23 protein-coding genes and 4 tRNA genes are annotated in these 26,232 nt (G+C 59.5%); 8 read left to right on the top strand and 19 right to left on the bottom strand.

Annotated features, from left to right (window positions below):
- The first annotated feature begins 1 nt into the window (after position 1).
- The 3 genes from P3G59_RS24760 (at position 2) to P3G59_RS24770 (ending at position 2,228) form a co-directional block, all read left to right on the top strand.
- A complete protein-coding gene (locus tag P3G59_RS24760; protein WP_003228304.1) occupies positions 2-175 on the top strand; it encodes a DUF3094 family protein in 174 nt (57 codons plus the stop codon).
- 63 nt (positions 176-238) lie between these two features.
- Entirely contained in the window at positions 239-1,537 is a 1,299-nt protein-coding gene (locus P3G59_RS24765; RefSeq protein ID WP_016986237.1) for an NAD(P)/FAD-dependent oxidoreductase, read from the top strand.
- Between the two features lie 283 nt (positions 1,538-1,820).
- Positions 1,821-2,228, top strand: coding sequence for an EF-hand domain-containing protein (locus tag P3G59_RS24770; protein ID WP_277759339.1), 408 nt, complete (start codon positions 1,821-1,823; stop codon positions 2,226-2,228).
- Between the two features lie 63 nt (positions 2,229-2,291).
- Here P3G59_RS24770 and P3G59_RS24775 read toward each other — a convergent pair whose 3' ends face one another.
- The 8 genes from P3G59_RS24775 to rluD form a co-directional block, all read right to left on the bottom strand.
- Positions 2,292-3,917, bottom strand: coding sequence for a methyl-accepting chemotaxis protein (locus P3G59_RS24775; RefSeq protein WP_277759340.1), 1,626 nt, complete (start codon positions 3,915-3,917; stop codon positions 2,292-2,294).
- 164 nt (positions 3,918-4,081) lie between these two features.
- Positions 4,082-4,158 (bottom strand) — tRNA-Pro (locus P3G59_RS24780).
- Between the two features lie 97 nt (positions 4,159-4,255).
- Positions 4,256-4,331: transfer RNA gene (locus P3G59_RS24785), tRNA-Lys, on the bottom strand.
- A 5-nt stretch (positions 4,332-4,336) separates the two neighbouring features.
- A tRNA-Pro gene (locus P3G59_RS24790) sits at positions 4,337-4,413 on the bottom strand.
- Between the two features lie 9 nt (positions 4,414-4,422).
- A tRNA-Asn gene (locus P3G59_RS24795) sits at positions 4,423-4,498 on the bottom strand.
- A gap of 297 nt (positions 4,499-4,795) precedes the next feature.
- Positions 4,796-7,360, bottom strand: coding sequence for an ATP-dependent chaperone ClpB (gene clpB / locus P3G59_RS24800; protein WP_007909871.1), 2,565 nt, complete (start codon positions 7,358-7,360; stop codon positions 4,796-4,798).
- Between the two features lie 263 nt (positions 7,361-7,623).
- A complete protein-coding gene (gene pgeF, locus P3G59_RS24805) occupies positions 7,624-8,373 on the bottom strand; it encodes a peptidoglycan editing factor PgeF (RefSeq protein WP_277759341.1) in 750 nt (249 codons plus the stop codon).
- Positions 8,370-9,332, bottom strand: coding sequence for a 23S rRNA pseudouridine(1911/1915/1917) synthase RluD (rluD, locus tag P3G59_RS24810; protein WP_122592797.1), 963 nt, complete (start codon positions 9,330-9,332; stop codon positions 8,370-8,372). The genes pgeF and rluD overlap by 4 nt, the downstream gene beginning before the upstream one ends.
- A 151-nt stretch (positions 9,333-9,483) precedes the next feature.
- Between rluD and P3G59_RS24815 the strand changes: the two genes are divergently transcribed.
- The 4 genes from P3G59_RS24815 to P3G59_RS24830 all read left to right on the top strand — a co-directional run bounded on the left by P3G59_RS24815 (position 9,484) and on the right by P3G59_RS24830 (position 13,792).
- The gene (locus tag P3G59_RS24815; protein WP_007909854.1) at positions 9,484-10,500 is read left to right on the top strand and encodes an outer membrane protein assembly factor BamD; all 1,017 of its coding nucleotides are present in this window, start codon (positions 9,484-9,486) and stop codon (positions 10,498-10,500) included.
- Positions 10,501-10,627: 127 nt separating this feature from the next.
- Complete coding sequence (locus tag P3G59_RS24820; RefSeq protein ID WP_093434843.1) at positions 10,628-10,870, top strand: PP0621 family protein; 243 nt, start codon at positions 10,628-10,630, stop codon at positions 10,868-10,870.
- Complete coding sequence (locus P3G59_RS24825; protein WP_277759342.1) at positions 10,860-12,449, top strand: ATP-binding protein; 1,590 nt, start codon at positions 10,860-10,862, stop codon at positions 12,447-12,449. Before P3G59_RS24820 ends, P3G59_RS24825 begins: the two co-directional genes overlap by 11 nt.
- A complete protein-coding gene (locus tag P3G59_RS24830) occupies positions 12,446-13,792 on the top strand; it encodes a sigma-54 dependent transcriptional regulator (protein ID WP_277759343.1) in 1,347 nt (448 codons plus the stop codon). Before P3G59_RS24825 ends, P3G59_RS24830 begins: the two co-directional genes overlap by 4 nt.
- Before the next feature lie 131 nt (positions 13,793-13,923).
- On the opposite strand, the gene thiO is transcribed toward P3G59_RS24830, so the two are convergent.
- The 7 genes from thiO to P3G59_RS24865 are packed head-to-tail and all read right to left on the bottom strand — an operon-like array spanning position 13,924 to position 20,688.
- Complete coding sequence (thiO, locus tag P3G59_RS24835; RefSeq protein WP_277759344.1) at positions 13,924-15,024, bottom strand: glycine oxidase ThiO; 1,101 nt, start codon at positions 15,022-15,024, stop codon at positions 13,924-13,926.
- Between the two features lie 56 nt (positions 15,025-15,080).
- Entirely contained in the window at positions 15,081-15,482 is a 402-nt protein-coding gene (locus P3G59_RS24840; protein WP_277759345.1) for a type IV pilin protein, read from the bottom strand.
- Positions 15,483-15,497: 15 nt separating this feature from the next.
- Positions 15,498-18,581: a PilC/PilY family type IV pilus protein gene (locus tag P3G59_RS24845; RefSeq protein WP_277759346.1), complete on the bottom strand. Its 3,084-nt coding sequence runs from the start codon at positions 18,579-18,581 to the stop codon at positions 15,498-15,500.
- The gene (locus P3G59_RS24850) at positions 18,568-19,047 is read right to left on the bottom strand and encodes a PilX N-terminal domain-containing pilus assembly protein (RefSeq protein WP_277759347.1); all 480 of its coding nucleotides are present in this window, start codon (positions 19,045-19,047) and stop codon (positions 18,568-18,570) included. The genes P3G59_RS24845 and P3G59_RS24850 overlap by 14 nt, the downstream gene beginning before the upstream one ends.
- An 11-nt stretch (positions 19,048-19,058) precedes the next feature.
- The gene (locus P3G59_RS24855) at positions 19,059-19,772 is read right to left on the bottom strand and encodes a prepilin-type N-terminal cleavage/methylation domain-containing protein (RefSeq protein ID WP_277759348.1); all 714 of its coding nucleotides are present in this window, start codon (positions 19,770-19,772) and stop codon (positions 19,059-19,061) included.
- Positions 19,769-20,218, bottom strand: coding sequence for a type IV pilus modification protein PilV (gene pilV, locus P3G59_RS24860; protein WP_277759349.1), 450 nt, complete (start codon positions 20,216-20,218; stop codon positions 19,769-19,771). The genes P3G59_RS24855 and pilV overlap by 4 nt, the downstream gene beginning before the upstream one ends.
- Positions 20,215-20,688, bottom strand: coding sequence for a GspH/FimT family pseudopilin (locus P3G59_RS24865; protein WP_277759350.1), 474 nt, complete (start codon positions 20,686-20,688; stop codon positions 20,215-20,217). Before P3G59_RS24865 ends, pilV begins: the two co-directional genes overlap by 4 nt.
- A gap of 130 nt (positions 20,689-20,818) precedes the next feature.
- On the opposite strand from P3G59_RS24865, the gene P3G59_RS24870 reads away from it, so the two are divergent.
- Entirely contained in the window at positions 20,819-21,373 is a 555-nt protein-coding gene (locus P3G59_RS24870) for a GspH/FimT family pseudopilin (RefSeq protein ID WP_277759351.1), read from the top strand.
- Here the strand turns inward: P3G59_RS24870 and ispH are convergent.
- The 4 genes from ispH to ileS all read right to left on the bottom strand — a co-directional run bounded on the left by ispH (position 21,345) and on the right by ileS (position 26,222).
- A complete protein-coding gene (ispH, locus tag P3G59_RS24875; protein WP_277759352.1) occupies positions 21,345-22,289 on the bottom strand; it encodes a 4-hydroxy-3-methylbut-2-enyl diphosphate reductase in 945 nt (314 codons plus the stop codon). The two genes, P3G59_RS24870 and ispH, sit on opposite strands and share 29 nt — an antisense overlap.
- A 151-nt stretch (positions 22,290-22,440) precedes the next feature.
- Positions 22,441-22,878, bottom strand: a complete 438-nt coding sequence (fkpB, locus tag P3G59_RS24880; RefSeq protein ID WP_277762202.1) for an FKBP-type peptidyl-prolyl cis-trans isomerase — start codon at positions 22,876-22,878, stop codon at positions 22,441-22,443.
- A gap of 7 nt (positions 22,879-22,885) precedes the next feature.
- Positions 22,886-23,398: a signal peptidase II gene (gene lspA, locus P3G59_RS24885; protein ID WP_007909836.1), complete on the bottom strand. Its 513-nt coding sequence runs from the start codon at positions 23,396-23,398 to the stop codon at positions 22,886-22,888.
- Positions 23,391-26,222 (bottom strand): isoleucine--tRNA ligase, encoded by a 2,832-nt coding sequence (gene ileS / locus P3G59_RS24890; RefSeq protein WP_277759353.1) that lies wholly within the window; start codon positions 26,220-26,222, stop codon positions 23,391-23,393. Before ileS ends, lspA begins: the two co-directional genes overlap by 8 nt.
- Positions 26,223-26,232: the final 10 nt, after the last annotated feature.

The following is a 26,232-nucleotide window of genomic DNA, read 5'->3' on the forward strand; positions in this document are numbered from 1 at the left end:
TATGACCAGCCGCCTGAACCCCGAAGACCAGAAACATGTCGAAGAGTACCTGCAACTGTCCCAACACCGAGTCGAGCGCCGGCCTTTCCGGCCGTGGATGCTCCTCGTGCTGGTGCTGGCAGTGACCATTGGTCTGGGCCTGTTGAGCCGACTTATCAGTTACCTGACGCTATGAGCTGCCTCGCGCTCGCTTGGGTAACGGCACCGATTTCCTTTAAAAACCTTGCGAGTTATCCCCATGTCCCATCGTATTGTTATTGTCGGCGGCGGCGCCGGCGGTCTGGAGTTGGCTACCCGTCTGGGTAAGACTCTGGGCAAGCGCGGCACGGCCAGTGTGATGCTGGTCGACGCGAACCTGACGCACATCTGGAAGCCATTGCTGCACGAAGTGGCCGCCGGATCGCTGAACTCTTCCGAAGACGAACTCAACTATGTTGCCCAGGCAAAATGGAACCACTTCGAGTTCCAGCTGGGGCGCATGAGCGGGCTTGATCGTGCGCAGAAGAAAATCCAGCTGGCGGCAACCTACGACGAAAACGGCGTAGAACTGGTGCCTGCGCGTGAAGTGCAGTACGACTCGCTGGTCATCAGTGTCGGCAGCACCACCAACGATTTCGGCACGCAGGGCGCGGCGCAGCACTGCCTGTTCCTCGACACGCGCAAACAGGCCGAGCGCTTCCACCAGCAATTGCTTAATCACTATCTGCGTGCACACGCCGGGCAAACCGATGTGGTCGAGCAGATCAGCGTGGCGATTGTCGGTGCCGGCGCCACAGGCGTTGAACTGGCGGCAGAACTGCACAACGCCGCCCATGAACTGGCGGCCTATGGCCTGGACCGAATCAAACCGGAAAACATGCACATTACCCTGATCGAAGCCGGCCCACGGGTATTGCCAGCCCTGCCCGAGCGTATCAGCGGGCCGGTGCACAAAACCCTGGAAAAGCTCGGGGTCAACGTGATGACCAACGCCTCGGTCAGCGAAGTGACCGCCGACAGCCTGATCACCGCCGACGGCAACGAGATCAAGGCCAGCCTGAAAGTCTGGGCTGCAGGTATTCGTGCACCGGGTTTCCTCAAGGACATCGACGGCCTGGAAACCAACCGCATCAATCAACTGCAAGTGCTGCCAACGCTGCAAACCACCCGCGACGAAAACATCTTCGCCTTCGGTGACTGCGCGGCCTGCCCGCAACCAGGCACCGATCGCAACGTACCGCCACGTGCACAAGCGGCGCATCAACAGGCGTCACTGCTGGCCAAGTCGCTGAAGTTGCGCATCGAAGGCAAAACCCTGCCGGAGTACAAGTACACCGACTACGGCTCGCTGATCTCGCTGTCGCGTTTTTCGGCTGTGGGTAACTTGATGGGCAACCTGACCGGCAGCGTGATGCTCGAAGGCTGGCTGGCGCGGATGTTTTACGTGTCGCTGTACCGCATGCACCAGATGGCGCTGTACGGGCCGTTCCGCACGGCGATGTTGATGCTGGGCAGCAAGATTGGCCGTGGCACCGAACCGCGTCTGAAACTGCATTGATGCAATACCGGTAGGAGCTGCGGCACGCTGCGATCTTTTGATCTGGTTTGATGAATCAAGATCAAAAGATCGCAGCGTGCCGCAGCTCCTACAGGGTTTCGTGTCTTGAAAATATGTGTCTGACTGTATCCCGCCACACCTTTCCCACCTTCGCTTACAAACTCCCCCACTGCGCGACACAGACGCGATACACCGCCACCGCTTAATGGCCACACCCGAGCAACACCTGCTCAGGCAATCGTCCTTAACGTGTGGTTGCACAGCGCAGCCCAGGAGAATGTAAATGTCCGGTACTTCGACCCTCGGTAAAAAATCCATTGGCCTGATCGGCGCCGCGCTGGCGGGTGGCCTGATGCTGTCTGGTTCGGTGTTTGCCGCCCAGCCACTGGCGCAGGGGTACATGGTCGCGTCGGCGGAAACCTCTGTGAAAGCACCGGAAGGCAAATGCGGTGAAGGCAAATGTGGCGATGCCTCGATGGCCAAAACGGACAGCGACGGTGACGGCAAGGTCTCGCGCGCCGAATTCCTGAAAGTCGCGCCGAAGTCCGACTTCGACAAGATCGACACTAACCATGACGGTTTCATCGACGAGCAAGAGGCCTACAACAACGTGAAGGCCAACTTTGAAGCCAATGGCAAGAAGATGCCGAAGGGCCTGTTCGAGCACCTGAAAGATCAAGACGGCGCCTGATCGGCAGTAAAAAACCAGCCGCGCTTCTCCTGCGAGAAACGCGGCTTTTTCACGTCCGCCGGTTTACAACTGGAAGCGCCGGACCATGCCCTGCAGGGCGTTGGCCAGTTGCGACAACTCATGGCTGGAGGCACTCGTCTGGTCGGCACCGGCAGCTGACCTTGCGGACAAATCACGAATGTTCACCAGGTTGCGGTCCACTTCGCGGGCAACTTGCGCCTGTTCTTCGGCGGCGCTGGCGATCACCAGATTACGCTCATGGATCTGATGGACCGAGGCGGTAATGGTTTGCAGCGCCTCACCGGCGCGCTCAGCCAACGCCAGGGTGGTCGTGGCACGCGCGGTACTGGCCTGCATCGAGTCCAGCGCCAGGCTCGAACCGCTGCGCATGCCCTGGACCATCTGCTCGATCTCCTGAGTCGATTGCTGCGTGCGATAAGCCAGAGCGCGGACTTCATCGGCCACTACGGCGAAACCTCGTCCGCTCTCGCCGGCGCGTGCTGCTTCAATCGCCGCATTGAGCGCCAGCAGATTGGTCTGCTCGGCGATTGCCCGAATCACGTCGAGTACTTTGCCGATGTCCTGCGATTGGTTGGCCAGTGATTGCACCAACTCGCCGGTCTGTTGCACATCGCTCGCCAGGGCGTTGATGGCCGTGGCGGTCTCACTGACACGCACCTGCCCCAGATGCGCCGACTCGCTGGACTGACGGGTCGCGTCAGAGGTCGACACTGCATTGCGTGCGACCTCTTCCACCGCGGCCGTCATCTGATTGACCGCAGTCGCGGCTTGTTCGATTTCGTTGTTCTGCTGTTGCAGCCCCTGCGTACTGTCGAGTGTCACCGCATTGAGTTCATCGGCAGCCGTCGCCAGTTGCGTGGCCGAGCCGCTGATGCCTTGCAGCGTCTCACGCAGATTCTGTTGCATGGTCGCCAAGGCTTTGAGCAAGCGGCTGACTTCATCGTTGCCATGAGTTTCGATCGGCCGGGTCAGATCACCCCGCGCCACACTTTCTGCTGCACTCACTGCACTGCTCAGCGGTCGCACGATGCTGCGGGTGAGCATCATCGCCAGTGCCACCGTGGCCAGCGCGGCCAACGCAATGAACAAACTGACAATCGTGCGCGAGTTTTCGTAGTGCGCAGCGGACTTCTGGCTTTCAGCCGCGACCTGTTTGGCGAACAGGTCCGCCAGGTCGTTGAGTTGTTTGCCGGATCCATCGACCACCGTCTTCATGTCGACCAACAGCAATTTGGTCAGCTCATCGCGCTTGCCTTGCTCGGCGAGGGCGAAGGATTGCGCGATGCCGCTGCGATACGCGGCGAAGGTTTTTTTGAACTGGTCGTATAACTGCTGGCCTTCCGGAGTGTTGACCAGTTTGTCGTAGGCGGCGATTTTCTCGCTCAGTTCCTTGTCGCGGGTGGCCATCTGGCTGCGGTAAGTGGCGATATTGTTCGCATCCTGGTCCAGCGCCATGCGCAACGAGATGGTGCGAATGCGCAGCATGATCTCGCGAATCTCGTCGCCGCCACGAATGCTCGGCAACCACTGATTTTCTACCGCAACTTCACTGTCGCGGATACTCGACATCTGTCCCAGCGCAAACACGCCGAGCAAGGCGACCAACAGCGCAATCAGGGCAAATCCCAAGGCAGCCCGGGGAGCAATATTCAACTGACGAAGCAACATGACGCACGCCCTTATTCTTGTATTGGCCAGATTCAAGGGGCGAAAGCCGTGGCAGTCCCCTCGTGTTAGCGGGCTATCGGCCAGTTGTACGATGACTTGAAGGGAATTGTCTTTTCAAGGGACAAAAAAAATCCCCGTATCTTTCGATACGAGGATTTTTAATATGGTCGGGGTAAGGGGATTCGAACTCCTGACATCCTGCTCCCAAAGCAGGCGCGCTACCGGACTGCGCTATACCCCGGTAAAAAAAAGGCGACCTTTCAAAGATCGCCTTCTTCGATCAGCGCTTTTGGCCTCTGATCTTAAGATTCGATCCCAGCGCTAACTGGTTTCAAAAATGGTGGGTCGTGTGGGATTCGAACCTACGACCAATTGGTTAAAAGCCAACTGCTCTACCAACTGAGCTAACGACCCAAAAATGGTCGGGGTAAGGGGATTCGAACTCCTGACATCCTGCTCCCAAAGCAGGCGCGCTACCGGACTGCGCTATACCCCGGTTTGAAATTGGCTCCGTGACCAGGACTCGAACCTGGGACCCAATGATTAACAGTCATTTGCTCTACCGACTGAGCTATCACGGAACTACATATTTCAATTTACAACGGTGAAACTTACTGCTTCCAGTCACTCGTTCGCATCGCTGCGTTCGTGTGTCTGAGGCGCGCTATTCTACAACCTAGAACACCTCTGTCAACCCCCTAAATTGCTTTCAAGTTAATGATTTGCAACTTATTTCAGATTTCAACTCAGTGAGCTGAGACCGTCTTGGCGACTGACTGCGGGGCGCACTTTACAAGCCTTTTCCTTTGAGTTCAACAGCCTAACGAAAAAAAAGGCCCCACAAGGTGGGGCCTGCCAATTTTCATTGGCCTTTGGACTTAATTGAAAACGATTTCGTCGTTCTCAACCACGCCGGTTGCCGTGTCGCCTGGCATGAAGTGACCCGAAAGGATCAATTGCGCCAGCGGGTTTTCGATCCAGCGCTGGATTGCCCGTTTCAAAGGACGTGCGCCATACACCGGGTCGTAACCGACAGCGATCAGCTTATCCATCGCTTCCGGGCTCAGTTCCAGCTTCAGCTCACGCTCAGCCAGACGCGTACGCAGACGGCCCAACTGGATTTCGGTAATGCCCGCAATCTGATCCCGCGCCAGTGGCTCGAAGATCACCACTTCGTCGACACGGTTGATGAACTCCGGACGGAAGTGCGACGTCAGCGCATCCATCACCGCAGCACGCTGCGCCTCACGATCACCGACCAGTTCCTGGATCTGCACAGAGCCGAGGTTCGAGGTCATGACGATCACGGTATTGCGGAAGTCCACCGTACGGCCATGGCTGTCGGTCAGGCGACCATCTTCAAGCACTTGCAGCAAGATGTTGAACACATCCGGGTGCGCCTTCTCGACCTCGTCCAGCAAGATCACCGAATAAGGCTTGCGACGCACAGCCTCGGTCAGGTAACCGCCCTCTTCATAGCCGACGTATCCCGGTGGCGCACCGATCAGACGAGCCACGGAATGTTTCTCCATGAACTCGGACATGTCGATCCGCACCATCGCCTCTTCGGTATCAAAGAGGAATTCCGCCAGCGCCTTGCACAGCTCGGTTTTACCGACACCGGTCGGGCCGAGGAACATGAACGAGCCGCTCGGACGATTCGGATCCGACAGCCCGGCACGCGAACGCCGTACCGCGTTGGCGACGGCGACCACCGCCTCTTCCTGGCCGATGACCCGTTTGTGCAACAGGCTTTCCATCTTCATCAGCTTGTCGCGCTCGCCTTCGAGCATTTTCGACACCGGAATGCCAGTCCACTTCGAGACGACTTCGGCGATCTCTTCTTCAGTCACCTTGCTGCGCAGTAGCTGGTTTTCGCTCTTGCCGTGCTGATCGACCATTTGCAGGCTGCGTTCCAGATCCGGGATCACCCCGTACTGCAACTCGGCCATGCGGTTCAGATCGCCTTTACGACGAGCCGCTTCCAGCTCCTGACGCGACTGTTCGATCTTCTGCTGAATCTGTGCAGAACCCTGCACCTCGGCTTTCTCCGAGTTCCAGATTTCTTCCAGATCCGAGTACTCGCGCTCCAGACGGACAATTTCTTCCTGGAGTTTTTCCAGACGTTTCATTGCCGCTTCGTCGCTTTCTTTCTTCAGCGCCTGGGACTCCACCTTCAACTGAATCAGGCGACGCTCCAGACGATCGAGCACTTCCGGCTTGGAATCGATTTCCATGCGGATACGGCTCGCGGCCTCGTCGATCAGGTCGATGGCCTTGTCCGGCAACTGCCGGTCAGTGATGTAGCGATGGCTGAGCTTGGCCGCGGCGATGATCGCGCCGTCGGTGATCGCCACTTTATGGTGAACCTCGTAACGCTCTTTGAGGCCCCGCAGGATGGCGATGGTGTCTTCCTCACTCGGCTCATCCACCAGGACTTTCTGGAAGCGTCGCTCAAGCGCGGCGTCCTTCTCTATATATTGGCGATACTCGTTGAGCGTGGTCGCGCCAACGCAGTGCAACTCGCCGCGAGCCAGCGCCGGCTTGAGCATGTTGCCGGCATCCATCGAGCCTTCGCCTTTACCGGCGCCGACCATGGTGTGCAGCTCGTCGATAAACAGAATGATCTGCCCTTCCTGCTTCGACAGCTCGTTAAGTAGCGATTTCAGGCGCTCTTCGAACTCACCGCGATACTTGGCACCGGCAATCAGCGCGCCCATGTCCAGCGAGAGCAGACGCTTGCCTTTGAGGCCGTCCGGCACTTCGCCATTGATGATGCGCTGCGCCAGACCTTCGGCAATCGCGGTTTTACCCACGCCAGGTTCGCCGATCAGCACCGGATTGTTCTTGGTGCGGCGTTGCAGAACCTGAATGGTGCGACGAATTTCGTCGTCACGGCCGATCACCGGGTCAAGCTTGCCGTCTTCGGCGCGTTTGGTCAGGTCGACGGTGTATTTATCCAGCGCCTGGCGCGACTCTTCGTGGTTGGCGTCATTCACCGCTTCGCCGCCACGCAGGTTGTTGATCGCGTTTTCCAGGGCTTTCTTGCTCACGCCCTGGCCGAGCAACAACTTGCCGAGCTTGCTGTTCTCGTCCATCGCAGCGAGCAGCACCAGTTCGCTGGAAATGAACTGGTCGCCCTTCTGCTGGGCCAGACGATCGGCCTGGTTGAGCAGGCGCGCCAGATCCTGCGACATGTTGACGTCGCCGGTCGGGTTCTGGATTTTCGGTAATTGATCGAGCTCTTTGGTCAGCTCTTTTCGCAAGCTGTTGACGTCGAAGCCCACCTGCATCAGCAAAGGTTTGATCGAACCACCCTGCTGTTCAAGCATGGCTTGCATCAAGTGCGCCGGCTCGATGGCCGGATGATCGTGGCCGACGGCCAACGACTGGGCGTCGGACAAGGCCAACTGTAATTTGCTGGTTAAACGGTCTATACGCATAAGTCACCTTCCTTTTGAGCAGGCCGGACCTAAAAACCGTCCTGAATAAAGAAACCTGCCAGATACCGCTATAGATGCGGTCGATTCTGCAAGATTCAAGCGTCAGAGGATTGATTCAGGTCAGGCAAGTCTAGCGGGCGCCCAGCTTCGCAAATACGATCCTCTTTTGACGAGTGGCTGTTTTCGTCAGGCAAGGCGCCGCGACGAGTCATAGCCCGCTATGGCGAGAAGCGGCAACGCAGCATGACGAAAAACAGACGCCGTCAAAAAGGAATCGTATTTGTGAGGCTGGGCGCCTCAAGCCAGATAAGGGAGGCGAAGCGACCCGTGCGCGGGGCACGGCGATAAGAGAAGAAGCGTGGGTCGGTCACGGTGCAGAAACCGCCACCATAAACAGCAGTGACACCTCGAACCGCCAGACGCAGGCGCGCCAGCTTATAGATGTCAGCCATGAACTTGCCGGCATTGCTGCTCGGTACAAAGGCATCGGCTGCTGCAGACAACTGATTGATGAAGACTTCCCGCACTTCCGGGCCGACTTCAAAGGCTTTCGGGCCGATGGCGGGCCCCAGCCAGACCAGCACGTCTTCTGCCGGGACATCGAGGCTGTCGAGCGTCGCTTCCAGCACACCTGCCGCCAGACCACGCCAACCGGCGTGCGCAGCGGCAACGCGAGTACCCGCACGATCGCAGAACAATGCCGGCAAGCAATCCGCCGTCATCGCCGCACAGGCGATACCGGGCGTTGCCGTCCAACTGGCATCTGCGGTCGCAACAATGCCCGGATCGGCATGCGCCACGGCAATCCCGTGCACTTGCTGCAACCAGGCAGGCTGTATAGAGAAGTGATCGGTCAGCCGCCGTCGGTTCTCGGCAACCGCCTCAGGCCGATCATCGACATGATCGCCCAGATTGAGGCTGTCGAACGGCGCCACGCTGACACCGCCCTCGCGGGTGGTGACGCAGGCTTTGACGCTGGCCGGCGCGGGCCAGTCCGGCGTCAGCCAGTTCATCCGATGAAGGCCTCGCGATCCTGCTTGAGCAGGGTCAGCAGCCAGACGAAATCTTCTGGCAGCGGCGATTCCCAGCTCATGCGCACACCGGTCGTCGGATGATCCAGCTCAAGGAAACGCGCGTGCAGGGCCTGACGCGGGAAATGCTTGAGGGACTCAACCATCGTCGGGTTTGCCGCCGGCGGAATGCGGAAACGACCGCCGTACGCCGGATCGCCGACCAACGGGAAGTTGATGTGCGACATGTGTACGCGAATCTGGTGAGTACGACCGGTTTCCAGTTTCACCCGTACGTGGGTGTGGGAACGGAAGCGCTCCAGCACACGGTAGTGGCTGACGGCAGGCTTGCCACCTTCCATCACCGCCATGCGCTGGCGCTGCTGGCCGTGACGACCGATCGGGGCGTTGATCTTGCCACCGGCGGTCACGACACCGATCACGATGCACTCATAGATGCGGCTGACGCTGCGGCTCTGCAGTTGAGTCACCAGCTTGGTCTGCGCCTGAATGGTCTTGGCCACCACCATCAGACCGGTGGTGTCCTTGTCCAGACGATGCACGATACCGGCGCGCGGGACATTGATGATGTCCGGCACGTGGTGCAGCAAGGCGTTGAGCAAGGTGCCATCGGCGTGACCGGCAGCCGGGTGTACCACCAGGCCCGCAGGCTTGTTGATCACCAGAATGTCGTCGTCTTCATAGACGATGTCGAGCTCGATGTCCTGGGCGATCCATTCACCCTGGGCTTCCTGCTCGGCAGTCAACTCAAGTATGGCACCACCGTGCACGATGTCGCGAGGACGGATGACCGCCCCGTCCACAGTCAGGCGACCTTCTTTGATCCAGGCGGAAAGGCGCGAGCGAGAGTGCTCAGCGAAGAGTTGGGCAGCGACTTGATCGAGGCGTTGGCCGCCCAATTCGGACGGCACCTCTGCGCGAAGTTCAATTTTATCGGACATGCTCTGACTGTGCGTCGGCACAGCTTTTGGTTTCGGCTGCGCGCTTGTGGTTAAATACGGCGTCTTTTGCCCCGAGGCTTTTCAACGGGGCGCTCATCATAACAGGACGGCCCCGCCCAAGACAGCGGCCGTCATAGGGACGCAAGCCGCCATGCAAGTGAAACACCTGCTGCTGATCGCCATCCTCGCATTGACCGCTGCTTGCTCATCGAAGGAAGTCGTAGACGAAAACCTCAGCGAAGCCGAGCTGTATCAGCAGGCTCAGACTGACCTGGACAACAACAGCTACACCAGCGCCACAGCCAAGCTGAAGGCTCTGGAGTCGCGTTATCCGTTCGGTCGCTACGCCGATCAGGCACAGCTGGAGCTGATCTACGCCAACTATAAGAACGCCGAGCCGGAAGCTGCAAAATCCGCCGCCGAGCGTTTCATTCGTTTGCATCCGCAGCACCCGAACGTGGATTACGCCTACTACCTGAAAGGTCTGACTTCTTTCGACCAGGACGTCGGCCTGCTGGCGCGCTTCCTGCCGCTGGACATGACCAAGCGTGACCCGGGCGCCGCCCGCGACTCGTACAACGAGTTCGCCCAGCTGACCAGCCGCTACCCCAACAGCCGCTACGCGCCGGACGCCAAGCAGCGCATGATCTACCTGCGCAACCTGCTGGCCGCCTACGAAATCCACGTGGCCGACTACTACCTGACCCGTCAGGCGTATGTAGCCGCTGCCAACCGTGGCCGTTACGTAGTGGAAAACTTTCAGGAAACCCCATCGGTCGGCGACGGCCTGGCGGTGATGACTGAAGCCTATCAGCGTCTGCACCTGGACGAACTGGCGGCCACCAGCCTGGAAACCCTGAAGCTCAACTACCCGAACCACCCGAGCCTGCAGGACGGTCAGTTCGTGCCACGGGTTGCCGAAGCCGACAACCGTTCGTTCCTGAGCAAGGCGACGCTGGGTCTGATCGAGTCGCGTCCACCGCTGCCGCCGGGCGAAACCCGCGCCAACCAGGACGTGCAGAAGCAGTTCCAGGACGCGAAAGACGCGATCCCGAACGAGCTCAAGCCTAAAGACGAAAACGGCGACGTGATCGAAGAGCCGGAACCAGAATCGAGCAACACCGACCGCTCGTGGTTCAGCTACATGACTTTCGGCGTGTTCGACTGATCACACCGGTTGCACTGAAAAAGGGAGATCTGCGGATCTCCCTTTTTTATTGCCGCACGTTAATAGGCTGTGCGCTTGTCGGGAGCTTGGCTAAACTGCCGGATCATCAGTCGGAAAGCCGCTCATCATGCTTCGTTTATTGTTCTGGATCGTCGTGATTTTCGCCGCAATATGGTTGTGGCGTAAATTCAAGGCGCCTGCCGCGTCCAATCAATCCAATCGTGCCCCGCGCGAGCAGGACGCGCCGCCGATGGTGCGTTGCGCCCACTGCGGTGTGCATTTGCCGCGTGATCGCGCATTGAGTGTGCAACAACAGTGGTATTGCAGCCAGGCTCACCTTGAGCAAGGCCCGGGTACCCGTGATCGCTGAGGCCACCCACGCCGACAGCAAACAGGCGCAGCGCCTGCTGCGCCTTTATCATCTCTACCGCTTAAGCATCGGCATCACGCTGGTGCTGCTGATCTCCAGCAACATGGACAATCGCCTGCTGACGTCGGCCAATGACGAATTGCTGCGCGGTGGCAGTTGGCTGTACCTCGTTCTCAACATTCTGCTCGTGGTCTTTCTTGAAAATACCCGACGCCCGGCCCAGTTGTTCAGCCTGGCGCTGGTCGATGTGCTGTTGCTCTGCGCTCTGTTCTATGCGGCCGGTGGCGTGGCCAGTGCTCTCGGCAACTTGCTGATTGTCTCGGTGGCGATCAGCAATACCTTGCTGCGTCGTCGAATTGGTCTGTTGATCGCCGCGATCGGCGCTCTGGGCATCGTCGCCTTGAGCTTTCTGCTGAGTTTCAGCCACCCCCTGAGCGCCAATGAATACTTGCAGGCCGGCACCCTCGGCGCGCTGTGCTTTGCCGCCTCGCTGTTGGTGCAAGGCTTGATTCGGCGCCTGGAGGTCAGCGAAACCTTGGCCGAGCAACGCGCCAGCGAAGTGGTGGGGCTCGAAGCCCTCAACGCGCTGATCCTGCAACGCATGCGCACCGGCATTCTGGTGCTCGACGAGGAGCGTCGGGTGCAACTGGCCAACCACAGCGCGCAAACCCTGCTCGCGCAATCGCATCTTCAGGGACATCTGATCGATGACTATTCGACGGCGCTGGTTGATCGCCTGCAACTGTGGATGAATAACCCGACCCTGCGCCCACAGAGCCTGAAAATCCCCGGCAACGGCCTGGAGCTGCAACCGAGTTTCATCGCCCTCGAACAAAGCCCAAACCAGCAAACCCTGGTGTTTCTCGAAGACCTCGCGCAAATCGCCCAACAGGCTCAGCAACTGAAACTCGCTGCGCTGGGGCGACTGACCGCTGGCATCTCCCATGAGATCCGCAATCCACTGGGAGCCATCAGTCACGCCGCACAGCTATTGGCTGAATCCGAGGAACTCGACAGCGCGGACCGGCGTCTGACACAGATCATTCAAGACCACTCCCAGCGCATGAACCGAGTCATCGAAAACGTCCTGCAACTGTCCCGCCGCCAACAGAGCGCCCCGCAACGGCTGGATCTCAAGCCGTGGCTGGAAAACTTCGTTGCTGAAAGCCGCGAACAGGCCAGCGAGCGCCAGCAGATTCACCTGCGAGTCAATTCGGGGGATTTCACCACGTTGATGGACCCCAACCAGCTCACGCAAATTCTCGACAACCTGTTACGCAACGGCTGGCGCCACAGCGCCCTGCTGCACGATCAGGCGCAAGTCTGGCTGGCCCTGTTCATCGACCCCGACAGCCAGCTGGCGGTCCTCGAAGTGCAGGACAACGGCCCCGGCGTGCCTGCCGATGAACAGACGCATCTGTTCGAACCGTTCTTCACCACCAGCAGCCAGGGCACCGGCCTTGGGCTTTATCTGTCCCGTGAGCTGTGCGAAAGCAACCAAGCGCGCCTAGACTTTCAATCACGCCAAGGCGGCGGCTGCTTTCGCATCACCTTTGCTCACGGACGGAAACAAAGTTGAATACGAGCCCACGGCAAAAAATCCTCATCGTCGACGACGAACCGGACATCCGCGAACTCCTGGAAATCACCCTGGGACGGATGAAACTCGACACCTTCAGCGCGCGCAATCTGGCTGAAGCCCAGACGCTGCTGAACCGCGAGAGCTTCGACCTGTGCCTGACCGACATGCGCCTGCCCGACGGTACGGGACTGGAACTGGTGCAGCACATTCAGCAACGTTATCCACAACTGCCCGTCGCGATGATCACCGCCTATGGCAGTCTGGAAACGGCCATCAACGCGTTGAAGGCCGGTGCTTTCGACTTTCTCACCAAACCGGTGGACCTCACCCGCCTGCGCGAACTGGTCGGCACGGCTTTGCGCATGCCGGCGGCAGGAGGCAGCTTTACAACGATTGACCGACGCTTGCTGGGCGATTCGCCGCCGATGCGCAGTCTGCGCAAGCAAATCGACAAACTCGCTCGCAGTCAGGCACCGGTGTACATCAGTGGCGAGTCGGGCAGTGGCAAGGAACTGGTCGCCCGCCTGATTCATGAGCAGGGGCCGCGCGCCAGCCAGCCGTTCGTGCCGGTCAACTGCGGGGCAATCCCCTCGGAGCTGATGGAAAGCGAGTTTTTCGGCCATCGTAAAGGCAGTTTCACGGGCGCGGTCGAGGACAAGCCCGGGCTGTTTCAGGCAGCCAATGGCGGCACGTTGTTTCTTGATGAAGTGGCGGACTTGCCGTTGTCGATGCAAGTCAAACTGCTGCGGGCGATTCAGGAAAAAGCCGTGCGCAGTGTCGGCGGACAGCAGGAAAGCGTGGTCGATGTGCGGATCCTTTGTGCTACGCACAAGGATCTCGATGCAGAGGTCGCGGCCGAACGCTTTCGTCAGGACCTTTATTACCGCTTGAACGTCATCGAACTGCGCGTGCCGCCCCTGCGCGAGCGCCGTGATGACATTGAAGTGCTTGCGGCCAATATGCTGAAGCGTCTGGCCAAGGACACCGGCCAACCGCCAGCTCGCTTGCATCCGCAGGCTCTGGAAGCGCTGAAGAACTACCGGTTTCCGGGCAATGTGCGGGAGTTGGAGAACGTGCTCGAACGGGCGCACACCTTGTGTGAAAACCGGACGATCGAGGCGCAGGATTTGCGTCTGAGTGAAGGCAACTGCGCGGCGGATGGCGGGATTGCCGATCTGACGCAGATCGACAATCTGGAAGATTATCTGGAGAACGTCGAGAGGAAGCTGATTCTGCAGGCGCTGGAGGAGACACGCTGGAATCGTACGGCGGCGGCGCAGCGCTTGAGTCTTTCGTTCAGGTCGATGCGCTATCGGCTGAAGAAATTGGGCCTGGATTGAGGGCCCCATCGCGAGCAGACTCACTCCTACATTGGATCCTCGTTTAATTCACATATTGTGAACACCCGAGATCCCTGTAGGAGTGAGCCTGCTCGCGAAAGCGATCTGCCAGGCTACAGAGAAATATCTGACTAAATGCGGCCTTCCGGTGCATACGGCGCCGGATCAATAATCGGCGCCCTTCCCAGCATCACATCGGCAAACAACTGACACGACGCCGGCGCCAGCACTAACCCATTGCGGTAATGCCCGCAGTTCAGCCACAACCCGTCAAACCCCGGCACCTGGCCAATATACGGAATGCCCTCCGGCGAACCCGGACGCAACCCCGCCCAGTGCCCGACCACTTCGGCAGCCGCCAGCGCTGGCAATAATTCCACCGCCGAAGCCTTGAGACTTTCCAGTGCTACCTCGGTCGGCGTCTTGTCGTAGCCTTCGTGCTCCAGTGTACTGCCAATCAGAATGTGGCCGTCGCGACGGGGAATCGCATAACGCCCCTTGGCCAGCACCATGCTCGGCAGGAAATCCGCCGCACATTTATAGAGAATCATCTGGCCTTTGACTGGCTCGACCGGCAGTATCAGGTCCAGCGTCTTGAGCAGATCACCGCTCCACGCCCCGGCAGTCAGCACGACCTGATCACCGTTGATCACACCCTTCGACGTCTCGACGCCAACAACTCGCCCGTTCTCGCGAATAAACCCGCTGACTTCGCACTGTTCGTGAATCGTCACGTTCGGTAGCGCCTGCAAGGCCGCTTTCAGCGACTTCACCAGACGCGGATTGCGCACGTTGGCGACATCAGCCATATGGATTGCCCGCGAAAACCCACCGCCGAGCACCGGCACCGCATCGTGCGCTGCCGAGATATCCACAGCCCGCAGCGGACGATTTTCTCGCCTGGCCCAGGCCAGCGCTTCAGCTTCGTCGTCCAGGTCCAGCCAGTACAGGCCAGTGGTGTGAACCTCAGGATCGACCCCGGTATCGGCAAACAAACGCTCGCCGAGCTGTGGATAAAAATCCTGCGACCAGTGCGCCAGCGCGGTGACTGCCGGGCTGTAGCGCCACGGATACAGCGGCGAAACGATACCGCCGCCCGCCCAAGACGACTCCTGGCCGAGGTTCGAACGATCCAGCAGCACCACGCTGCGCACTTCAGAGGCGAGATTGTAGGCGGTCAGCAGGCCAATCACCCCGCCACCGACAATCACCACTTGCTGTTGCCTGGTCATGTTTGATCCAACCGTAAAAAAGACAATGGGCGCAAAAGGCACCCGAAAAAAGCGCCTCAGCGGCCCCAGCAATCCTTGGTGGTCAGCCCGGTGGTCGCGTTGTTCATGCTTCGGACACCGGTGTTGGTCAGGGTGAAATCCCCGCACTTGTCGGTGGCCATCGACGTACCCGTTTTACGGGTGGCGGTCAGCAGGAAGGTCTGGTCAGCGATGGTCGGGGTGAGGGTGTAGAAGTCATTGCCCGTGCTGAGCCCGGTGATGCCGGTGTAGACATTGTTCTTGGTGTAGAACCGTTCGAGGGTTTGCGCCTGCTCCGAGAGCAGCGACACCACTTCGGCACGCCGGCCCTTTTTCAGGTACTCGGTATAGCTCGGTGCGGCGATGGTGATGACGATCCCGATGATCGCAATCACGATCATGATTTCGATCAGGGTAAAGCCTCGGTTGGATCTGCGCATGCCTCAAACTCTCGCTTACTGTATTTGTCGCCACATGATACGACGGCTGCCACCGCCGGACTTTTCCACCAGCGTGGTAATGCCACCGCTGGAGTCATTCACAATCTTGCGCGTGGCACCGTTGACGATGGCATTCAGGGTTGGAATGCCGCCGGTGAACACCACACCACTGGAAATCGTGTCGTTGCTGTCGACTACGCCATCGGCATTGGTGTCGAGCACCGCGTAGTTGAGCATCTTACCGCTGAACGCATCGAGTTCGACCAACTTGCCGGTGCCGAAACTGGAACAGGGATCGGTCGTGTCGACGCTCGCCGTGGTGAAGATGATCCGCCCCAGCACCAGACTGGCCTGATTGATCACCCGCTCGCCGGTCAGGGCGTTGTTATACACCAACGGCAGATACCAGCCCTTTTCTCCCGGATAGGTCGTGTCGTTTTGCGTCGTCGTCACGAACTGCCCGGAACTGCCGGAAAAAACTCCGGTAACCGCCTGTGCCTGCAGACTGCTGACGGTGAGCTGGCCCGAACCTCCGTCGGCATCCCACACCGAATAGAACGCCTGCTGATCCTTGTTGGTCTTGTCGGCGGTTTCGTTGAACTTGCCGGTGCCGACAAAAATCTGTTTGCCACCGAGCGCGTTGTCCGCCAGCAGCGGTTGCGCGGTAATCGGTTGAGTCGCCCCGCCCGCCGTGGTGAATAACGGCTTGCCGGAAAACGCTACACCCCAACTGTCCGTCGACGTCGCACTCAAGTCGAACTTCCACAAACGCCCTTTCAAGTCACCGCCATAGGCAGCCTGCACGACGTTCTGTGAGTTGACCTTGAGTTTTACCGAGGACAACCCGTTGGTGGTTTCCGTACTGTCGATGACGATTTTCCTGATCAGCGAACCGTCTCGTACGTCCAGCACATACAACGCTGCGACCCCGGAATTGCTCCCGTAACCATTGGCGATAAAGGCTGCCCAGCGACCGTCGGCCAAGCGTGCCACTTCCGGGCGGGCGTAGGCATAACCCAGATCATTGAATGCGTTGGCGGTACTGGCAGTGACGGGTGCACTGACCTCCCACAACGCGCGTAAAACATTGCCCGCCGAAGCGTCGAACAGTTGCAGCGCATAAAAAGTCTTGCCGCCCGCGCCGGTACCGCCAATGGCCAGCGTTTTCCAGGCACTGTTTAGCTGGGCGTCAAACACACCGACCTGACCGTCGACGAGAAACTTGTGGCTGACGCCGTTGATGTAGGTCGGATCAGCAATCAGCCGTAACGACGGCAACACACTGGATGGCATGTAGGCGTAGCGTCGGGTGCCGTTGGCCGAGTTGATGACATTGACGAAACCATCGTTGGCGTTCACCACCAGGCTGGCGTTCATGTTTGCCGCTTTGGTCGTCAGGTAAGCGCTATAGGTGCTGTCACCGGCAAGGTCGGAAGCAGTCTTGTCTGTGGGTGAGGCCAGCACCAGCGGTGAGTTGATGATGTCGCCGAGTAACACGCTGCGCACCTTGAGCCCGGTTTTGTTGGTGCCTTTGCTCCACTCCACCAGATCGTTGCCGGTGATGCCGGTGGGCAAACCTTGGCTGAGTGTCGTCTGTTGCGCGGTGGCGAAGTTGCCGTAGGCAAGCGTCACGGCGGCATTGCTCGCGGTATTCCACGATTGATAAGTCGGTGCAGTAGCTCCCGGCACGATGGTCGTGTCGGTGGTCCAGAGTGCTGTCGAGGTGTTCACCGCCCCGGCTGAGGTGAAGCCGAAAGATTTGATCGTGCCGCGCCAGTCCTTGGGGTCGTAACCGGTCTGAAAGTAACTGGTGCCGCTGGCCAGTGTGGTCCCGCTGGTCACGCCACTGCCGCCCGAACCGGCCTTGGAGGTGATGTCGCTCAACGCGGACGACAAGGCCGCGTTGAGGCCAGTACTGTCGGTCGCCTGGTAATACTTGCCCTGCCCATAACTGGCGGCATCGGACAGCATGTCGTTGTCGGCGGTGAACCCCACCGTGTAGGTATTCATGTTCTGCTTGGGAAAATCCACCGCGTTCCAGCTCTTGCCCGCCGCATCGGTACCAGACGAACGCATGTCGATGTCGAAGGCAAACTTGGCAATGTCATCCAGATACAGCGTGTCCCCTTCGTTGTCGCCATTGAGGTTGTTACCGTCGTTGTTGACGCCATCCCAGTTTGGCAAACGGCTGCCGCCCAACGGGTCATTCGTCGGGAAGGTTCGGTCGAAGGTGGGCAGACCGTCGGTGATCACCACACCGTAGTTTTTCTGACAGCGGTACTGAATCGGGCTGGTGTAGGTACTGGGCGTGCTGTTGTAGTACGGCGCCATGCCGCGCATGTAGCGGGTGATTTCGTAATAGGTTTCCGCCAACGGCGTGTTGGCCACGGCGCTCAAGCCGTTGATCGAGGAGACCAGCGCGTTGTAGTTGCTGTCGGCCTGTGCCTGAGTCACGCTGCCGCTGACCGGCGACAGATCGCTGATCGAACGGGCGATGAAACCGCCATTCCCCGAGTTGTTGCTGGTGGCCGGGTTGAACGTCGACAAGCCGATACGCAACGTGCGGTTGCTGCTGACCAATGCCGTGGAGACGTTGCGCGCGACGTTGATGCGGTAGTCGTTGGGAATCGCCCCGGTGGTGAAATCACGCGTGCCGGTGTTGATGGCCAGGCCAACCACATAGGAAATGTAATCCCCGGAATAACGCGTGTTGCCGCTGCCCACCGGGTCCGGCAGTTTCAGGCACAACGGCGCCAGACTGTTGTTGTAGAACGCATAGGCACCACCGGAACAGCCTGATGTTGGCAGGCTCGACAGAAAGATCGTGTCGCCACTGATCGCCGTCGAACTCAGGCACAAGCCAAGCAAAGCGTTGCATTGCCGCGCCGGCGTGCGATCAGCCGTCGGGTCGAATCCAGCCGCATAAATGATGCTGTTCATGCTCCCCGAGTCGTCGATCAGCAGCATGACGTTGGGTGGCACCGCCGCCGCACTCAACAGCGGCGAATCAGACGGCGTAAACGCGTAGGCCGGCGTCGCCAGATACAAGCTCAGCAACATGCCGAGCAACAGCGATCCACAGCGCTCAATACTTCGCATAGACACTCTCCACCACACTGCGCGAAGTGCCGGCGATACCCACGGCGGTGACCCGATACAACGTCGCCGAAGTGTTACTCGGTACGTTCACTGCCGTGAGCGTGGTGCCAATATTCTGCACACCATAGAAACCATTACCGGAAGCGATCCAGGTCACACCCGACGTTGAATTCAGCCCCGCCGCACTGACCACCGATGACTCCGCCGGCGGTGCGCATTGCGTCGTGCCGCTGCACACCGCCAAGGTGTAGGTATCGAGTTGAACCGCACTCTCCCCCACTCGCAACGCCGCCTCGGCCGTTTGAAACGACTGATTACGCAAACTCACGCTGCCGGCCATTTTTTCCTGCAGGTTGGCGCTCTGCATCGACGACAGGCCAATCAACGTCAGCAACAACAAAAACACCAGACTGACCAGTAGCGCCATGCCGCGCTGCGCCTGACGGGTATGGAAAGCAATCCTCATCGTCGCGCCCCTCACTGCAGGCGGTTGCGCAAAGCGGCAACCACATTGAAGGTTTGACTGGCTACCCGGTTGCCCGGATCAGCGAGGGTCAGGCTCAGGCGCACACTGCGGATGCGTGCCGGGTCGCTGGGGTTGGCGCTGTAAGTCGAGGCGGCGACATCCGTCGCGGAACTGGCCAGACCGAACATCACGGTGAACGCACTGACGTTGTTCACCAGCACCTGTTGGGACGGCGTACCGCTGCCAGTGCCCATAAGAATCTGATTGTTGCTGAAGCTGTAGATCAGACGCCGGATCGGAAACGCGATCTGCCCGCTCGCCGCAGATCGCAAGCCGGTATACGCCGTCGCACTGTTGCGGCAATCGGAGAGCACCGTCCAGGTCGGCGTCCCCCCGCCGTTGCCAATGTCAGCGGTGACCAGCGTCAGTTTCAGATTGGCGTTGTCCCAACTGATCGGCGTGACCTGCGCAGCGTAGAAGTCGCCCGCAGTGCTCGAATCGGTAATGGTGCCAAGACAGCCGAACATCCCGACCATGCGAATTTCCTGGATCATTTTGCTCAAAACGAACCGCGCGTCTTCCTGCATCGCAGCGGCGCTGTTCTGGCTGACGTAGGTATTTTTCGCCGCAATGAAGATCTGCACCACGCCCAACACCACGATGAGACCCAGTGCCAGAGCGATGAGCATTTCGATCAGGCCGAAACCACGCTGAAAACGCCTCATGGTGTGGCCACCGGATCGACTGCGGCGCGACTGCTCAGCACGAAACTGCGTTGAGCGCTGGCAGTGTTGGCTGCCCGCGCATCGCTCCAGTTGATCGTGATGGTGTACACCCGCTGACTGAGGGTGATGGTGCCGGTCGCGGTCGGTCCACCGAAATTGATGATATTGGTCGAGAAGTCGTAGAGATCCTGATCTCGCGCAACGCTCAAGTTGCCCGAGGTCGGCGGGGTGACGGTGTAGTCGGCGCCGGAGTTGGCGCGGATGCGGTCCATCATGTCGTAGGCGATGAAACTGGCCTGACTGGTCATCCTTGAACTGTCGGTGTACTTCAGCGCATTGAGTTGCACCGCCGCCGCGCCTAGCAGCCCGACCGTCAGAATCAGCAACGCGACCAGCACCTCGATCAGCGTCATACCCTGCTGTACGTGTTGACTCCCTGCCCTCATCCGCAAGTTCCACCCAATTGAATTCGTCCGTTCAAACACACGTTCAGCGTCCTGCTTTGCGTCCCCAACGTGTAACTGATGGTCACCGCCGTCGACGGCGCTGCCAGGCCGCCGAGGTTGTTGAAATCCAGTGCGGTCACTCCTGAGGGTAGCGTCAGAGTCGCGCCGCTGCTCATCGCGGGAACAACCCGCAACACATTGGCCGGGGTGCCAGTACTGTCGTAGACCGACAGTTCACCGGTCCAGACGCTGCCGCCAGCGGTCGGGCGCAGGCGCAGGGTAGTGCCACGATCAATGGCTTCGAGTCTGGCGAAATTGATCGCCCGTTGCAGGTCGCCCATTTCGGTGTCGGCCTTGCTGCCCTGTATCGAACGGGTAAACGCCGGCACTGCCAGGGTGATCAGGATCACGAAGATCGCTACCGCGACCAACAACTCGATCAGCGTGAAACCTTTTGTACGAAGATCCATCGATGCCCTCCGTTGCCGTCGGCTATACCTGCTTCTACACGCTAGAACATTCAACCGGCCCGCGTCGGTTGATTTGCCCTGCCCGGCGCACGGAGCGCGCCGTTCATCACACTCCACGGAGGGAGTTTTCATGCCGCAACAGGGTTTCAGCCTGGTCGAACTGCTTATGGGACTGGCGATTGGCGCAATTGTTCTGCTGCTGGTCAGTCCGGCGTTTGCGACGCTCAAAGAATCGAATCATCGGGATCAGGCGGCGCAAGCCTTGCTCGATGGCCTTCGTAACGCTCGCACCATGGCCATCACGCGCAATCAGAGCGTGGTGATTCATGGCATCAACGGCGACTGGAGTCAGGGCTGGCGGATCATTCTGGATATCAGCGGCAAGGGGCCGAAAGACAGCAGCAATCCACTGCTACAAGAAAGTGTCAGTGACACAGGGGTGCCGATTGTCGGCAATTGGTCGGTGAGTCGTTACGTTCGTTTCAGCAGTCTGGGGCAACCACTGATGCCCGGGCGGGCGTTTCAGGCAGGGACACTCCATGTCTGCTCGGCTCGCGAGCCGGTCAGCCAGCGCCAGATAGTGCTGGCGGCGACCGGTCGCGTGCGTCTGGCCAGCGAAAAAGCCGAACAGGCGCTGTGTCAAAAAACCAAAAGCGTCAGATCGAACGCACGCGCAGCTCTTTAGGCATCGAGAAGGTGATGTTCTCTTCACGCCCGGCCAGTTCATCGGCACCGGTGGCGCCCCAGGCCTGCAATTGCTGAATCACGCCGCGCACCAGCACTTCCGGCGCGGAGGCACCGGCGGTGATGCCAATACGTTCGACGCCCTCGAACCAGCTCTGCTGCAAGTCTTCGGCACCGTCGATCAGGTAGGCCGGCGTGGCCATGCGTTCAGCGAGTTCACGCAGACGGTTGGAGTTGGAACTGTTCGGACTGCCGACCACCAGCACCACATCGCACTCGTCGGCCAATTGCTTGACCGCGTCCTGACGGTTTTGTGTGGCGTAGCAGATGTCGTCCTTGCGCGGGCCACCGATGGCCGGGAAGCGCGTGCGCAAGGCATCGATGACGCGACTGGTGTCGTCCATCGACAGCGTCGTCTGAGTAACGAAAGCCAGTTTTTCCGGGTTGTGCACCTGCAACTCGGCCACGTCTTTCTCGTCTTCGACGAGGTAGATCGCGCCGCCATTGCTGGCGTCGTATTGGCCCATGGTGCCTTCGACTTCCGGGTGACCGGCGTGGCCGATCAGGATGCACTCGCGACCGTCGCGGCTGTATTTCGCCACTTCGATGTGCACCTTGGTCACCAGTGGGCAAGTGGCGTCGAACACTTTCAGGCCACGGCCGGCGGCTTCGTTACGCACGGCTTGAGAGACGCCATGGGCACTGAAGATCACGATGACATCGTCCGGCACCTGATCCAGCTCTTCGACGAAGATCGCCCCGCGACTGCGCAGGTCTTCAACGACGAACTTGTTGTGCACCACTTCATGGCGCACGTAGATCGGCGGCCCGAAGACTTCCAGGGCGCGGTTGACGATTTCGATCGCCCGGTCCACGCCGGCGCAGAAGCCACGGGGGTTGGCGAGTTTGATTTGCATGCTGTGCCTCGTGTCTTGCGCGCGAAAACAATGAATAACTACTGTGGGAGCGAGCTCGCTCGCGAAGGGGGCATCACCTTCAACATCTCTGTTAGCTGACACACCGCTTTCGCGAGCAAGCTCGCTCCCACATTTGACCTTATACAGTCAGTTACAGCGCTTTGACGGAAATGATTTCCACGTCAAAGGTCAGCGTCTTGCCCGACAGCGGGTGGTTGAAGTCGATGGTCACTTGCGTGTCATCAAACTCTTTAACCACGCCTGGCAGCTCAGTATTGGCCGCATCGTTGAAGATCACCAGCAAACCCGGCGACAGCTCCATGTCGACGAACTGCGAACGCGCAATGATCTGCACGTTCTGCGGGTTCGGCTGGCCGAAGGCGTTTTCCGGCTCGACGGTCAGTGTACGCTTGTCGCCGGCCTTGAAGCCGAACAGCGCCGCTTCGAAACCCGGTAGCAGGTTGCCGTCGCCGACCTTGAAGGTCGCCGGGGCTTTGTCGAAGGTGCTGTCGACCGTGTCGCCGTTCTCCAGGCGCAATGCAAAGTGCAAGGTGACTTCCGTGTTCTGGCCGATGCGTTGCTCAGCCAATACCTGTTCAGTCATGAACGGCTTCTCCGGTTTTTTTACTTTTGAACATATCCAGTGCCAGCATCACCGCACCAACGGTAATCGCGCTGTCGGCGAAGTTGAACGCCGGGAAGTACCAGCGGTTCTGCCAGTGCACCAGAATGAAATCGATCACATGGCCCAAGGCAATGCGGTCATACAGATTGCCCAGCGCGCCGCCCAATACCAGCGCCAGCGCGACGGCCAGCCAGGTCTCGTTGCGGCCCAGACGCTTGAGCCAGACTACCAGCACCGCACTGACCACAATCGCAATCAGGGCGAACAGCCAGCGCTGCCAGCCGGAGCTGTCAGCCAGGAAGCTGAAGGCAGCGCCGGTGTTGTAGGCCAGGGTCCAGCTGAAGTAATCGGGAATGATCACGATCTGCTGGAACATTTCGAGCTTGCCTTCAAAGTAGAACTTGCTGGCCTGGTCAATGACCAGCACCAGCAAACTCAACCAGAGCCAGCTCAACCGTCCAAAACGGCCAACGGCATTAGGCATAGTGACGAACCTCGCCAGCGCCGCTGATGTTGTCGACGCAACGGCCGCAGATTTCCGGATGTTCCGGGTTCACACCGACATCTTCACGGCAGTGCCAGCAACGGGCGCACTTCGGGAAGGCCGATTTGACGATTTTCAGTTTCAGGCCGCTGACTTCAGTCACCACCGCGTCGGCCGGAGCCTGTACAAACGGTGCAACGCTGGCCGTCGAAGTGATCAGGACAAAGCGCAGTTCGTTGCTCAGCTTGGCCAGGTCGGCGCTCAGCGCGTCCTCGGCGTACAGCGTCACTTCGGCTTGCAGGTTGCCACCGACCGCTTTCGCTGCGCGCTGGATTTCCATTTCTTTGTTGACCGCTACCTTGACCGCCATTACGCGTTCCCAGTAGTCGCGGCCCAGCTCAACGTCGGCCGGCAGTTCGGTCAGACCTTCGTACCAGGTGTTGAGCATTACCGATTCGTTACGCTCGCCCGGCAGGTATTCCCACAGTTCGTCGGCGGTGAAGGCGAGGATCGGCGCGATCCAGCGCACCAGCGCTTCGGAGATGTGGAACAGCGCGGTTTGCGCCGAGCGGCGGGCCTTGCTGTTGGCGCCAGTGGTGTACTGACGGTCCTTGATGATGTCGAGGTAGAAACCGCCCAGCTCCTGCACGCAGAAGTTGTGGATCTTCGAGTAGACGTTCCAGAAACGGTATTCGCCGTAGTGCTCTTGCAGCTCGCGTTGCAGCAGCAAGGTACGGTCGACCGCCCAACGATCCAGCGCGAGCATTTCTTCGGCCGGCAGGATGTCGGTGGCCGGGTTGAAGCCGGTCAGGTTCGAGAGCAGGAAACGCGCGGTGTTACGGATACGCCGGTAGGCGTCCGCACTGCGTTGCAGGATCTGGTCGGAAACCGCCATTTCACCGGAGTAGTCGGTCGACGCGACCCACAGACGCATGATGTCCGCGCCCAGGGTGTCGTTGACTTTCTGCGGCGCGATCACGTTGCCCAGCGATTTGGACATCTTGCGGCCGGCTTCGTCGACGGTGAAACCGTGGGTCAGCAGTTCGCGGTACGGCGCGTGATTGTCGATGGCGCAACCGGTCAGCAGCGACGAGTGGAACCAGCCACGGTGTTGGTCGGAACCTTCCAGGTACAGATCGGCGCGCGGGCCGCTCTCGTGACCCATCGGGTGCGAACCGCGCAGGACGTGCCAGTGCGTGGTGCCCGAATCGAACCAGACGTCGAGGGTGTCGCTGATCTTGTCGTACAGCGGCGCTTCGTCACCGAGCAGTTCGGCAGCGTCCATCTTGAACCAGGCTTCGATGCCTTCGACTTCAACGCGTTTGGCCACTTCTTCCATCAGTTCGACGGTACGTGGGTGCAGCTCGCCGCTTTCCTTGTTGAGGAAGAACGGGATCGGCACGCCCCAGTTGCGCTGACGCGAGATGCACCAGTCCGGACGGTTGGCAATCATCGAGTGCAGGCGCGCCTGGCCCCAGGCCGGCACGAACTTGGTGTCTTCGATGGCTTTGAGCGAGCGTACACGCAGGGTGTCGCCGCTGGTTGGCTGTTTGTCCATGCCGATGAACCACTGCGCGGTGGCGCGGTAGATCAGCGGGGTCTTGTGGCGCCAGCAGTGCATGTAGCTGTGTTCGATGACGGTGGTGTGCATCAGCGCACCGACTTCGGTCAGCTTGTCGACGATCGCCGGGTTGGCCTTCCAGATGAACTGGCCGCCAAAGAATTCCAGCGACGGCACGTAAACGCCGTTGCTCTGCACCGGGTTGAGGATGTCGTCGTTGACCATGCCGTATTTCTTGCAGGTCACGAAGTCGTCCACGCCGTAGGCCGGAGCGGAGTGAACCACGCCGGTGCCAGCGCCCAGTTCAACGTAGTCAGCCAGATACACCGGCGACAGTCGGTCGTAGAACGGGTGACGGAAGTTGATCAGTTCCAGCTCTTTACCGGTGGTGGTAGCGATGACCGAACCTTCAACGCCGTAGCGCGCCAGGCAGGCTTCGACCAGCTCTTCAGCCAGCACCAGCAGCTTGTCGCCGATGTCGACGAGGGCGTAGTTGAATTCCGGGTGAACGTTCAGCGCCTGGTTGGCCGGGATGGTCCACGGGGTGGTGGTCCAGATCACGATCGACGCCGGTTTGCTCAGCGACGGCAGGCCGAACGCGGCAGCCAGTCGGGCTTCGTCAGCGATCGGGAAAGCCACGTCGATGGTCGAGGACTTCTTGTTCTCGTACTCGACTTCCGCTTCAGCCAGAGCCGAACCGCAGTCAAAGCACCAGTTCACAGGCTTGAGGCCCTTGAACACAAAACCGCCCTTGACGATTTCAGCGAGGGCGCGGATTTCACCGGCCTCGTTCTTGAAATCCATGGTCTTGTACGGGTTGGCGAAGTCGCCCAGCACGCCGAGACGGATGAATTCGGACTTCTGCCCTTCGATCTGCTCGGTGGCGTAGGCACGGCACAGTTCGCGGGTCTTGTCCGCGCCCAGGTTCTTGCCGTGGGTCACTTCAACCTTGTGCTCGATCGGCAGGCCGTGGCAGTCCCAACCCGGGACATACGGCGCGTCGAAGCCCGACAGGGTCTTCGAGCGGATGATCATGTCCTTGAGAATCTTGTTCAGTGCGTGACCGATGTGGATCGTGCCGTTGGCATACGGAGGGCCGTCGTGCAGAACGAACTTCGGACGATCCTTGCCAATCTCGCGCAACTTTCCGTACAGGCCAATACTGTCCCAGCGCTGCAGGATCTGCGGTTCGCGCTGTGGCAGGCCGGCCTTCATTGGGAAGGCGGTGTCCGGAAGGTTAAGCGTGGCTTTATAGTCGGTCATTTAAGGCTCT

Origin of the sequence: Pseudomonas sp. A34-9 (assembly GCF_029543085.1) — a bacterium.
Lineage (GTDB): Bacteria > Pseudomonadota > Gammaproteobacteria > Pseudomonadales > Pseudomonadaceae > Aquipseudomonas.